Raw genomic sequence first — 12,514 nt, 5'->3', positions numbered from 1 at the left:
TCCTCTAACCCTCCACGAGTCATTTCTAACGGTTTGGGCGCTTCCGTTCTCCCACCCAACTGGACGCCTAAAGAGGAGACCATCTGGGTCTCGCCTGGATTGGTCACCATCGAAAACCGCGATTGGCAGGAAGGGCATTCAAAAAAGACCCCTAGTGAGCCTTCAGCAGGTTTTTCGACTTTTTCAAAAGTCATATAGGTTTCGCATTTGAGACAGACAAATTTCATATCGTTTCCCTTCTGAACGTCGGCGAAAGCCAACGATCGCTTCGAGCCGTTACACTTTCCCGTCTAAAACCTGTTGATAATCCAACAATGTATGAACTTTTTTGGCAATGTCCTGATACTTGGCTGCTGTGGGATTGTCTCCATCCAGGATCGGTTCCCCCTTATCAAAGGTGCGGGCAAAATTTCGATCAAAGGGAATGCGTCCTAAGAGCGGCAAACCCAATGCCTCACACATGGAATCGGTATCCCCCTCAAACAAGGGGCTTTCTTCCCCGCAGGAGGGACAGCGGTACTGGCTCATATTCTCAACCACCCCCAAAATCTCAATACCCAGTTCCTGGGCATAGGCAATGGATTTTTGGACGACATTCGAGGCAACCTCGGAAGGCGTCGTCACCACCACCGCCCCCGCTAAATCAGGAATGAGTCCAGCCAAGAGGGGTGGCTTATCGGCTGCCGCTCCTGGGGGCAGGTCGGCCAACAAATAGTCCAATTCCCCCCAAACCATGTCGGAGAGAAATTCCCGAATCACATTCATTTCGGTCATACCCAACCAAACCGGGCTCAGGTCCATGGGACCTTTCCACCGCACCGGGGCGTTTTCTTGTAGGAGAAAATCCATCGACGCCACTTTAATATTTAACGGACCGGTCGGCGGCACCGCCCCTTCCGGGGTATCCAATAAGCCCTTCCCGCGCATCCCCAGCATTTGAGGGACACAAGGCCCATTAATATCCACATCCAGTAATCCCACCCGTTGGCCCATTCGCGCGAAGGCCAACGCCAGATTCACGGTGGTCATACTTTTCCCCACCCCGCCCTTGCCGCTCATCACCACCACCTTGCGGCGAATACCCTTCATCCGTGCCATGACCGATTTGGTCTGGGCCGAAATCTGCGCCACCACCTTGGCATCGTCGGAATAATGAAGTTTATTCAGAATCGTTTTCAGGTCATTTTGTTGACTCATTGTCGGTACCTTACTGTGACAGGCAATAGGTAGAAACCAGCAACCACGGTACCACAGCATTTTTTCCAGCGTCAAACCAGTCAAAAAACCATTTCCATGAAAGTCAGAAAGCCTTAATTGTCCATAAAGAAGGCTCATTCAGTATTCAACGGAAAATGACCGGAAAGAGCGAAAGGAAAGGTCGAAATGGATTTAGGAAAAATCTTGAAGAAGGGTCACGCCAAGAAATTGCAAGCGTCTGAAATATTCACTCGTGGCTTCAGTTAGGTCGGGGACGATAGATTCCAGCTCAGCAAGACAATCACGTAAGATTTCAATCCGTGGTTCATCAAGATGACATTCGTCAACGTAATAGGTCAAACATCCTCCAATGACTGTATCCAACGTCATGAGTTGCCCTTCATGACTCCCCAACCCGTCCGGCCAATCCATAGATTGATGAACCTGCCAGGTAGCGCACAGCTTCTCCCGATCACTATCTGTCATATGCCCTCAATATCGTGATTCGTGATGATTTTGGCATAGCCGCATCAGATTGTCCTCACCATTTCAACAAGCTACGGTCCTTTTCCCCAGCCCAACGCATCTAAAAGCAAGACAGAAATGGCACATAACCCCAGTCCCCAAATGCGATAATCGACTAGCTCCCGCTCTAAACACCATTTGACAATCCGTAACCGCCAACGATCAGATCCGGCATACAGGAAAATGCCCTTCGCAACCATACTCAGGCCCACGATTATCCAAAGAGGTTGGTAGGGAACTCCTCTGGTTCCGAATAACAGAAGAAGACCCAATAAGGCTGCAACGCCGCCCCACTTTATAAACCCTGGCGCCACAATCAGCGACTGTCGCAGTGTGGCAATCATGCGTTCCGGCGCAATCAACAAGGCCACACCATCGGCCATCCACAACCCGGCAATAAAGAAAAGAAAAATGACGACCATGATTCAACCAAACAGGTATAAAGCAATTTCCTCCGCCAAATGATGCCTTGAAATTGCGTTTTAGAGATTTTGGCAAGGCGCTTTGGCTCACTTACAAATATCGATGGCCGGTTACCTCCCCTGATGTGGCCAATTCATACCATAATGGTGCACCCGTCGGAATATTCAATTCAAGCACGGCTTCTTTTGATAATTGCTCTAATTGCATAACCAATGACCGCAAACTATTGCCATGGGCCACGATTAAGACCGTTTTATCTGCCAATAGAGCCGGCCGGATCCGATTTTCATAGTAGGGAAGGACTCGTTCGGCAGTATCCTTCAGGCTTTCACCCCCAGGGGGAGGCACATCAAAGCTCCGCCGCCAAATCTTCACCTGTTGGTCGCCATATTTTTGTGCCGTTTCTGTTTTATTGAGCCCCTGCAGCTCTCCATACATCCGCTCATTCAGCGCTTTGTTTTCCTCAATGGGAATCGTCGTCTGTTCAATTTCTTCCAGAACCAATCGTAGGGTTTCCTTGGCGCGCATCAACACCGAGGTAAATGCACAATCAAATCGAAAGTCCTTAAGCTTCTTACCCGCATCGCGGGCTTCTTGCTCCCCTTTCGGAGTTAATGGAACATCGACCCAGCCCGTAAAACGGTTTTCCAGATTCCACTGAGATTCGCCATGACGAATTAACACCAACTGAGCCATCTAGTTATCCTCCCTCGTTCCCTCTCGTGATTGCCTCTTCAGCATTGTTATGCGACCTATTCTTGCTTGCATTGCTTCGCACCGAATCGTACCATGACCAGAAATTTTTTACCTTCTTTCGATACGATATGGCCTCTGACGAACATAAATTGGAACAATTCGCACGCTGGTGGACCGCATTGGCTGGCCGACATGGCGTCGCAGATCGAACAGAACAGTTTTTCCGCCAAGGCCTTGGGCCGCAAAATGCCTTGGATCGGGCAGCTCAGGAAGGCGGTGATCTGGACTATATCCTATTTACACTCATCCGGCATTGGATTCCCGCGGTCCTTCCCCCCGCAGGACAGGAACGAACTGCCAAAAACGATTCCGACTATTGGTTGGAGTCGGAACGTATCCTCAAGGCTGCAGTCGGTCGCCTCAGAGAACTCAAGCCCGTCATTGATATGCTCACGACACCTAGTCCGCTAGCGATGCCCGCTGACTCCCCCCGATCGGAAGTTGAAGTCGAATTGGCCAACATGTTAGAGGGTATTGCAGAAGTGGTGGGAGAGTATGGAGGCCCCGATTATACCTCAATCATCAAAAATTTTGACCCGATTCCCCTTCGTCAAACACAACCATTTAAGCACAACAAAAAACACAGTGCCGAATTATGGGTAGTCTTTTTATTACGGGAACATTTTCGAAATTTGGGTTTGGGAAAAGATCGAGCTTGGAAGCTCATCGCCCAGATTGTTGATGCCGCAAATATTTTTCAGTCAGACGATCAGCCCTGCTCACCTGAAGCCCTCAAATCCTGGTGGACAAAAAATTGGCCCAGGACCTACACCCTCTTGACGGAAAAAGGAAAACAGGGGGACGCCAAATCTACCGCCTACCAATCTGATTATGATTGGTTTCGAGCCTGGTTCAATTGGCAGACCGCCTCAAATCAATCCCAGGGCCATCCAACCATCAAGAATCCCAATTCTCTCTCCTAAAAGAATTTTTGAACAGGCCGTCCTTCCGTTCCACCAAGAGGATCCTCCACCGGAGGCCCTTGCACAATCGTCGCCACTAATAAACCAAGCATCAGCATATGCAGCACCACCCCAAGCCAGAGGACATAAGGTTGGACTCCACCCTCCTCCTGAATGAGGTGAGCACGACCAGTATCATCAAGATTGGGCATCGCCATAATTCTCTGTACCTTGTCTTTCACATGCCAATAGTACAAGTAATTCGCGCTGGCTCCTGCCAATATTCTTGACACAATTCCCACCATCACATCCCCAGTCATAAAAATGGCCAGAGCCGGGGCCACAGCGTATAACAATGCAAACAGATACATCTTTCGATATAAAAACCAAAGAAACGAATCAAACAGCGCGGCGGGCCAGTTCCAACTGAGCGCAAATCGTGGACCTTGAGGGGTTTCAATATTTTCAAACTTTTCTTTGTAGTACAAAAAAGCCGAGCGCCACACCCACCCGGTCTTGACGGAAAATTGAATGGATTTACTTGGACCGATGAACGTTTCCCACAATTGGGATTGAGTGGGAGGTGTCCTGACCCCGGGTCCCTCAGAATTGACCTCTGGGGCAGTCTCCGAAGAAGGGGAACCAAGTGCTTGTCCACACTGCAAACAAAAGTTCGCGGTATCCGGATTGTCCTGTGAACAGGAAGGGCAAGGAAGCATAGTGGTCGGTTATAGCATCCCAACTACACCCACACAAGTTCTGTCTGGTAGCAAAAAATCACCAGACTCCATCTGTACTCCTTTACACTCACCATGAAGACTTAGCATTGAACCTTTCGACTCATTCTCACTTTTCGATCAAGCATGCCATACACCATGGGCTTGACCTCCCAAAAGAACATTTCTGGATAGTCGAGTTCATGTATGCTCCAGGATAGTCCACACTTGTGGCATTGCGCTGGAACACCTGAAACCTGAACGCGAATTCTCCCCACCAATCGCTTCAAACACCTGCGACAAAATGGCCTCGGCGCCTTGGCCTGGACTTGATCATCCTCCACATCTTCGTTCGGCACCACTCCTGCCTGGAACTAAATGGAATCGCTGAGGGTGAAACGAAGGCCTTTCCACATGATCGACCGGGGTCGCGTCCATGGCAGAGAGTGAGTCATCAAAAGGCTCAAGGCAATCAACAGAGACCTCCACTTCTTGAAAACATTCTTGAAAATGCTGGGCGAATTTTTCGACCGTGGTCCCTGAAACCTTCCTAACATGGACCTGCTGCTCAAAACGATAAAATTTCTCTTGATTGTTCTTCAGCTCTCTAACGCCTATCACTCCTACGCCAGATCAAATACGATCAGGAAGTTCCTTCAGAATTTGCAGAAATGACCCATGTGTTTTCCACAGCGCCCACAGCTGATAGCCCAATAGCACCACCACCGTCCATAGAACAAAAATGATCAATTCCATATCACATCTCCACATGGCCAATTCCTGCGACGTCCGCCATTGAAACATTTGGGAACATTCTTCGATCATTTTTCATGCCCAAAGAGCAGTAGTATTTGTATCCCCTAATGAAGTTTCCTTGATCCCTCCAGATCCTCTTTTTGGGCTGGACCCTTGTTGTCATTTTCGCTAAGGTTTCATCGTGATCTATTGTTCATTGTTCCCGGTCAATTCATTTTTTATTTTCCGTTGTCTTTTCAAGGCATTTCTTTATGGCACCAATTGAAGACCGTCCCTTGGAGCCCCCTCTCAACGAGGTTGAAGAGGACCGGGCTCTTCTTCTCCACACCCATCAGAATTGGAGACGCTCCCAGCAGGCTGGAATCGGACAAAAAAGACAATCTGAAGACGAACAGTCTACCCACACCACTCCACCAAGTCCTCAAGATTTTTTTCAGATTGACCTTCGCGAGGCCGACTTCCGGCACCAGGATCTTCGGAATGCTAATTTCCAAGAAGCCCACCTCCCTGGAGCAAATTTTGAGGGGGCCAACCTGCGTGGCGCAAATTTTCAAGGCGCGAATCTGCGAAGTGTCCGTTTCAGGGGTGCCCAATTAGCCTGGGCGAATTTCTCACAAGCCGATCTTATATGGGCGGATTTCCAGCATGCGGACCTTCAAGGAACCGATTTTCAGCATGCGACGCTTCGCGGGGCCACATTCGTTCGTGCTCAAATTCGGGAGGGAAACTTTTTTTGCTCAGACTGCGCTTGGGCCGATTTTCAGGACAGTGACTTGTATGAAAGCGATTTCCAACAGGCCAATCTCAATGGCACGACCTTCCTCAATGCCCAGATAGCGGGTGCTAATTTCAACAGTAGTCTTGGGCACCACGAATCTTCAATGACTGAATCTTCCCCACCCCCCGGTGATCCCCTTTTTCCTTAATGGCCTTTCCTAGTTTGTTCCCTTCCGAAATCAATCACCTTCTCGGTTCGACATAGCACGTTCACCAAAAGTATCAGGCTATCCTAAGGCTGGACCGGATGGTTGAAAAAATTTACGCAAGACCACATTTCGTTGGGGTTCACGCAATTTGGCTAACGCCCGTTCCTCAATTTGTCGAATTCGCTCTCGGGTCACAGAGAATTCAATGCCGATCTCTTCAAGAGTGGCATCCTCAAGCTCTCCAATTCCAAAGCGTCGCCGAATAATATGTGCCTCCCGAGGGGTTAAAGTCCTTAATAAGGAAGTCACTTTTTCCTGGAGATCCACTCGTTCAGCCGAATAACATGGAGAAACGGCGGCATGATCTTGCAGGAGATCCGAGAGAGGCGACCCGTCTTCATCGCCCATGGGAGTCTCCAGCGACAGCGTCCCTTTTGTCGCTTCCAACATCGTGGACAGTTTATCCAGAGGAATATCCACTGCGCCGCTGAGCTCCTCTAATTTCGGTTCACGCCCCAATTGCACCGCTAACCGTTCCAGCGTTCGTCGCACTCGAGTCAGCACATCACACACGTGCACCGGAATCCGCACGGTCCTTGATTGATCGGCCAATGCCCGGGTGACCGCCTGTCGAATCCACCACGTCGCATAGGTGCTGAACTTATAGCCTCGTTGATACTCAAAACGATCCACCGCACGCATCAAGCCAATATTGCCTTCCTGTATGAGGTCCAGCAAATCGAGGCCTCTATTCACATATCGTTTGGCAACACTAACAACCAGGCGTAAGTTTGCCTCCAACATCGCCTCCTTGGCGAAATGCAGACGGATCTTGGCTTGGTCTAACTGCCGAACCCGGGCGAGAAACTCGGAAAAGCACATGCGCAAAACTTCTTGCTCCAAATAGACGAGGTGTTCCCCGGCTTCCAGGGCCAAGCGATGGGCACTTGCGGATGTCTCTCCGGTAGTGTTTCTGGCGGAAGGAGATTCCCGGCTCATCTCCCGTGTTCGCTCGCCACTATTAAAAATATCTTGAGAGGATATTCCTAATCGTTTCAACACCTCCCCAAGTTGGCGTTCCGTTGCGCGTATGCGGCTTTCCACCTGTTTCGAAAACGCAGGATGCCAATTCACTTCTTCAAGACTTTGCCACAATTTTTTTCTTGCTTGCACGGAGGTCGAAGCGCCATGCTTGGCAGTGGAATCATTGTCCTTCGTCATCATGAATTCAACGCAGTGACAAAGGTGACTCAGTTGCTGAATTACCCGTTGACGAAATTCTTCATCTACTTGCTGTTCGGCTTGGATGTCTGGAATGGCAGGTTCTTCCTCCCATTCGGCCTCGACATACTCCTCTTTCTCCTTTTGAACAATATGTTTGGCCACGATTTCGCCATTCAGCAACCGCATGCGTTGTTCTTGAAGATAATCCAACGTCATAGGGAGGGAGTATAGAATCTCCAGCATACTTCGCCGAGCTTCTTCAATTTTCTTACACTGACGAACTTCACCATCACGGTCTAGTAATGACACTTGTCCTATTTCCCTTAGGTATAGGGGAAGTTGCTTGTCACTCATTCCTGACGACCTGTCCACTTCAGGGGAGCCACCGCCAGACAAGACAGGATGACGGTCCTGCTTTTTCACCCGTTTAATGGAACCATTCCAGGAAGGCTTCTGTTCCGATACCGATGGGCTCATAGCTTATCTCCCTTCTATTGAACGTTCTCAGGTCATCTGACCTTCTGATTAAGAGGCCTTGATGCCCCGTGAACCTCATTGGTCACTTGCTACGAATCAGCAAAGGGAGTGCCACTGAAAAAGTTTTCTCACATGGTGCACATTGATTATCGTTAATGCCACCTCCTCTCCAATACTGAGGAACATCTTCCCTCTAAGTAGAAAAACCTTATTGAAAATGTCGAGGCGGTTTACGATCCCTGAGGTCCATCATGACAAAGAATCGCCAGTATCTAAGTTTTTCAAGATTTCTCCTGTAATATTTTGTTAAGGAAACTGACAAACCCTTCAGCAGTCTTCCCCATGCCTTTACCAAAATAGACGAGCAAGGACTGGATCCTGTCACCAGTCACAGGTCTTTCGAGATGTGGGGACGAGAAACGAGATTCTTGGCTTGGGTAAGGGATTTTGTTACAGTCCGCTCGGTTTATCCCTGAAATAATTGAAGTTATTCTGTATTTCTGGTTTTTTTTAGAGTTCTAATCACTGGATGAAGTGGACTGACTCCACCTTCATTTAAAAAGAGAAGCCTTTGCCATGAGAGGAGAAACGATGCGATTGTCCATCTGGGTGATACTATGCCTTACCGTAGGACTTGCTGGATGTGCGGGAAATGCCAAATCCACCAAGACCCAGGGTGGCATGGAATCAGAGCCGGCCATTCAAATGGTTGAATTTGAGGACGGACTCGACTCGGAGGGCAAAGAGAAAGAAACTGAATTTTTTGATCCCTTTGATGAATCCGATCATGCCCAGGTCAAGGACTATGACCCCTTGGAACCTGTCAATTCCGCCGTATTTGAATTTAATTATCGGCTGGACAAATATGTGGTGAAGCCGGCTGCCAAGGTTTATAATTTCTTTATCCCTCCCGACGTTCAACAAAGCTTCTCCAACGTGTTTCAAAATATTCGATTTGTGCCGAGACTTTTCAACAATCTTTTCCAGGCGAAGTTTCATGGGGCCGGCATTGAGCTGAGCCGGTTCCTCATCAATTCCACCCTTGGGGTGGGAGGATTGTTTGATCCTGCGAAAATCATGTTTGAGTTGGAAACCCCCCAAGAGGACATGGGGCAAACCTTGGGATCCTATGGCGTGGGGCCTGGTCCCTTCCTCATGATTCCATTCCTGGGACCCTTCACATTGCGGGATGGGATTGGATTTATCGGGGACTCCTTCCTTGACCCTTTTAATTGGCTGGTCCTTCCCTTTATTGAAATCGCTGATGCCCCAAGGTTGGTCCAACACGATCCGACCGTCACCTTTTCACGGCTTGGAATGGTCGCCGGCGAAACCGTGAATCTCCGGGCAATCACACTTGAAAAATTTCAAGGCGTTGAGGATGGCACCCTCGATTTATATGGAGCCGTCCGGAATGCGTATCTCCAGCAACGAAGGAAGGCCATTCAGGAATAGTCCTCAAGCCCCTCATCTTGGTCACCCCCCAGCCACAACTCAAAAGGATAGAGCCTCTTGAAATTTCATTTTCCCACTGCCTCCTTTTCATAGCACCAACAGCTGTTCTCGAAGACAGGAAAGCAAAAAACCGGTATCATACCTAAAGAAGGGAAGGTTTCTTCAGGATATAATTTTCCATTATGCCCAACCAGCAGAATACCCAACCACCAACCTCCACCCATCCCCCAACTGGTCGATTCTTGCTGACCACCGCAGCATTTATCATCGTTGTGGCTGGAATGCGGACTGCTGAGCCCATCCTGGTCCCTCTTATCGTATCGATCTTTCTTGCCATTATTATTGCATCACCAGTCTTTTGGCTTCGACAAAAAGGGATTCCTTCCCCACTGGCGGTGTTTGGTGTCGTCCTGGGAGTTCTCGGTCTCGGAGTTGTGTTTATTCTGATAATCGGAACCTCCCTGGATGATTTCTCAGAAGCCATTCCACGCTACCAAGCCCGATTGACCCAAGAAATCGAGCCCATGATCCATTGGATCCAGGAGTTAGGTTTCCAACTTGATAAAGGCATATTACTGAAATCCATCGATCCGGGTGCTTCGATGAGGCTCGTAGCCAAAATGTTGTCCGGGTTGGGAAACGCGCTCACGAATTCCTTTTTAATTCTCCTGACCGTCATTTTCATTTTGTTTGAGGCGTCCAGCTTCCAAGAGAAAGTGGGAACCGCATTAGGGGATCCGAAAGGCATTTTCTCTCAGGCCCAGAAAATTACGGACGCCGTCAACAATTATTTAGCTATTAAAACCGTTGTCAGCCTTGGAACCGGGGTGATTGTCGCGTTGTGGGTATGGGCCTTAGGGATTGATTTTCCCCTTATCTGGGGCCTTCTGGCTTTTTTGTTGAATTTTATTCCAAACCTCGGTTCTATCATTGCCGCGTTCCCGCCAATGCTATTGGGTTACATTCAATTCGGCCTTGGACGCATGTTGTTGGTAGCCACGGGGTATGTAGCCGTCAACTTGATTTTCGGTAATGTGGTGGAACCAAAACTAATGGGGAGGAAACTTAACCTTTCCACTCTGGTTGTGTTTCTGTCCTTAGTATTTTGGGGGTGGGTGTGGGGACCGGTTGGAATGTTGCTTTCTGTTCCCATGACCATGGTGGTGAAAATTGCCTTGGAAAGCAGCCCCTCGACCCGGTGGATCAGCATCCTATTGGATTCTGAGGCCTCCGCTGCCCAATCCGTGAACAATAAATCTCAGGAGACTCAACCGGTTCCTTCTTCTTCTGAGTCAAACCATGCCGGTTCGGTTTCCCTCCATTCCTGACCCATACCACACGAGCATGCCTGGGACTCCTGTCTTCTTTCGCTTGACCAAACACCATGCAATTAGCCATTTATCACTCAACAGAAAACGTCACCTCCTACACATACACAACAGTCAGATCAGTCATGGTCGTATGTCAATTCCTGACAGGCTCCTTGCATAGTCACCACATCCTAAAAATGTCACCGATGCAGATTTCAAAATAGCGACTATCATGAATTCGAGAGCCGTATCAAAAATTTTGTTAATCCAGGCACTGGAACAATCAGACCCACAAGCACGATACATCTCACATTCCACCAGACAGCGAGCCACCCAACAAGCAAAAAAACGCTCGTCCCCCGAATCCCTCTCATCCACTGAAGGTTCTATCCAATTTTTCACAAATCGGGCGGAATCTCTCTGGAATTTTCTCTCCACTTCTTACCCCATGATCACGGAATCGTTTCGAGGCGCTCAGGTCACCATTCCATACACGATCGTGGCGATACCGGCCTTTGCTGCCGGCCTGCTCATCAATGGCCTCGGATCGTCCCAACGAGTCAATCTCTTAAATTTTCCACTCTTGATTCTGCTCTTGTGGAACATTGGTACCTATGCGGGTACCATTCTGCTGCCGCTTCTGGGAAAAGACCTAAGCGGGCCGCTTCTCCATCACCTGTCCAAAGGATTCACCACCGCAACGGAATGGTTAGGGAAAGGACCATGGCCAAAAATTGCCTTACCTGGACGTGCCGATAGAAAGTGGATCATTCAGGCTACCGAACGATTTATGAACCTGTGGTGGAGACACTGTCATCCCCTCATTATCAGTCGTGTTCGTCATCTGCTGCATATTGGAGCAGCCTGCCTGGCACTCGGCATCATCCTCAGTATGTACGTCCGTGGACTCGTTCTGGATTATCAAGCCACCTGGGAAAGTACCTTCTTATCAGCGGCACAAGTGCAAACTGTCTTACACGGACTATTGGGACCTGCGGCCTGGCTGCTGGGTTTTCCTTTTCCACCCGTCGAAGACCTTGCACTTCTTCAAGCTCCAGGCCAGGGCTCTGCTGCTGCATGGATTCATATGTGGGCACTGACGGCCTTCGTGGGAATCGTCATACCCCGGATAACCCTGGCCTGGCTATCCGCACGCTCCGCACACAAAGCCGCCGAATCCTTCACGCTCCCTCTCAATGAACCGTATTATTTGCAGCTGTTGAGTACTGAACGCGGACAAGGCACCCAAATTGATATTGTGCCGTATAGTTATCAACCCTCCCCGGCCGCTTTAGATTGCTTGGGACAATGTCTCCTTGATCTCATTGGCAACCAGGCGACCTTGCATTGGAGAGACCCTCTTCTTTATGGGCAGGCAAGCGTTCCCTGGTTGCAGGCAACCTCCTCACCTCAAACGGTAGTTCTCGTCTGTAATCTGGCCCAAACCCCGGAAGCTGAGGTGCACGGTGAACTATTTCATATGCTTCAAACCTCAATCGAACCCTGTAACGGACAACATCACTTACTCCTTGTTCTGGACCAGGAACCCTATCGGCACTTGGCTGATCAGGCACAAATGAGAGGACGTCAACAAACCTGGCAACGACTCGCCAACGACTACCATCTGCAAATCGTGGCGTTCGATGCCAAAGACACATCCCGCGACCAGCTACTTGAGAAGGCCCAAGCTGCTCTGTGGCCTACAAAAGGTGAGATGCCATGACGGCCCTTTCTTCATCCATCACGCTTTCACTCATCTCCCATACCAATATCGGGAAGACCACCTTGGCCCGCACTCTTTTGCGTCGCGACGTCGGACAGGTGCTCGATCAGGCCCATGTCACACT

At 49.3% G+C, this 12,514-nt stretch carries 13 protein-coding genes; 5 read left to right on the top strand and 8 right to left on the bottom strand.

Going from position 1 to position 12,514, the window contains the following annotated elements; genetic code table 11:
* The 5 genes from AAH187_RS13860 to AAH187_RS13840 form a co-directional block, all read right to left on the bottom strand.
* Positions 1-227: hypothetical protein (locus tag AAH187_RS13860; RefSeq protein WP_342349057.1), on the bottom strand; the 227-nt coding region annotated here is incomplete at its 3' end.
* A 49-nt stretch (positions 228-276) separates the two neighbouring features.
* The gene (locus AAH187_RS13855) at positions 277-1,197 is read right to left on the bottom strand and encodes an Mrp/NBP35 family ATP-binding protein (protein ID WP_342349056.1); all 921 of its coding nucleotides are present in this window, start codon (positions 1,195-1,197) and stop codon (positions 277-279) included.
* Between the two features lie 192 nt (positions 1,198-1,389).
* On the bottom strand, positions 1,390-1,683 hold the full coding sequence (locus tag AAH187_RS13850; RefSeq protein ID WP_342349055.1) for a hypothetical protein: 294 nt from the start codon (positions 1,681-1,683) through the stop codon (positions 1,390-1,392).
* Between the two features lie 71 nt (positions 1,684-1,754).
* The gene (locus tag AAH187_RS13845) at positions 1,755-2,144 is read right to left on the bottom strand and encodes a hypothetical protein (protein WP_342349054.1); all 390 of its coding nucleotides are present in this window, start codon (positions 2,142-2,144) and stop codon (positions 1,755-1,757) included.
* Positions 2,145-2,235: 91 nt separating this feature from the next.
* Positions 2,236-2,841, bottom strand: coding sequence for a 2,3-bisphosphoglycerate-dependent phosphoglycerate mutase (locus AAH187_RS13840; RefSeq protein ID WP_342349053.1), 606 nt, complete (start codon positions 2,839-2,841; stop codon positions 2,236-2,238).
* 62 nt (positions 2,842-2,903) lie between these two features.
* On the opposite strand from AAH187_RS13840, the gene AAH187_RS13835 reads away from it, so the two are divergent.
* Positions 2,904-3,824, top strand: a complete 921-nt coding sequence (locus AAH187_RS13835) for a hypothetical protein (RefSeq protein WP_342349052.1) — start codon at positions 2,904-2,906, stop codon at positions 3,822-3,824.
* Here the strand turns inward: AAH187_RS13835 and AAH187_RS13830 are convergent.
* Both AAH187_RS13830 and AAH187_RS13825 read right to left on the bottom strand, forming a co-directional pair.
* Positions 3,821-4,468: a DUF2628 domain-containing protein gene (locus AAH187_RS13830; RefSeq protein ID WP_342349051.1), complete on the bottom strand. Its 648-nt coding sequence runs from the start codon at positions 4,466-4,468 to the stop codon at positions 3,821-3,823. The two genes, AAH187_RS13835 and AAH187_RS13830, sit on opposite strands and share 4 nt — an antisense overlap.
* Before the next feature lie 684 nt (positions 4,469-5,152).
* On the bottom strand, positions 5,153-5,275 hold the full coding sequence (locus AAH187_RS13825) for a hypothetical protein (protein ID WP_342349050.1): 123 nt from the start codon (positions 5,273-5,275) through the stop codon (positions 5,153-5,155).
* A gap of 251 nt (positions 5,276-5,526) precedes the next feature.
* Between AAH187_RS13825 and AAH187_RS13820 the strand changes: the two genes are divergently transcribed.
* Entirely contained in the window at positions 5,527-6,201 is a 675-nt protein-coding gene (locus AAH187_RS13820; protein WP_342349049.1) for a pentapeptide repeat-containing protein, read from the top strand.
* Positions 6,202-6,279: 78 nt separating this feature from the next.
* On the opposite strand, the gene AAH187_RS13815 is transcribed toward AAH187_RS13820, so the two are convergent.
* Positions 6,280-7,902, bottom strand: coding sequence for a sigma-70 family RNA polymerase sigma factor (locus AAH187_RS13815; protein ID WP_342349048.1), 1,623 nt, complete (start codon positions 7,900-7,902; stop codon positions 6,280-6,282).
* A 591-nt stretch (positions 7,903-8,493) separates the two neighbouring features.
* Here AAH187_RS13815 and AAH187_RS13810 point away from each other — a divergent pair.
* The 3 genes from AAH187_RS13810 (at position 8,494) to AAH187_RS13800 (ending at position 12,390) form a co-directional block, all read left to right on the top strand.
* Positions 8,494-9,357: a VacJ family lipoprotein gene (locus AAH187_RS13810; RefSeq protein WP_342349047.1), complete on the top strand. Its 864-nt coding sequence runs from the start codon at positions 8,494-8,496 to the stop codon at positions 9,355-9,357.
* 182 nt (positions 9,358-9,539) lie between these two features.
* The gene (locus tag AAH187_RS13805) at positions 9,540-10,685 is read left to right on the top strand and encodes an AI-2E family transporter (protein ID WP_342349046.1); all 1,146 of its coding nucleotides are present in this window, start codon (positions 9,540-9,542) and stop codon (positions 10,683-10,685) included.
* A gap of 214 nt (positions 10,686-10,899) precedes the next feature.
* On the top strand, positions 10,900-12,390 hold the full coding sequence (locus tag AAH187_RS13800; protein WP_342349045.1) for a DUF2868 domain-containing protein: 1,491 nt from the start codon (positions 10,900-10,902) through the stop codon (positions 12,388-12,390).
* Positions 12,391-12,514: the final 124 nt, after the last annotated feature.

It is taken from the genome of uncultured Nitrospira sp., assembly GCA_902500695.1.
Classification (GTDB): domain Bacteria; phylum Nitrospirota; class Nitrospiria; order Nitrospirales; family UBA8639; genus Nitrospira_E.
This window is presented reverse-complemented; position numbering and strand designations above follow the sequence as displayed.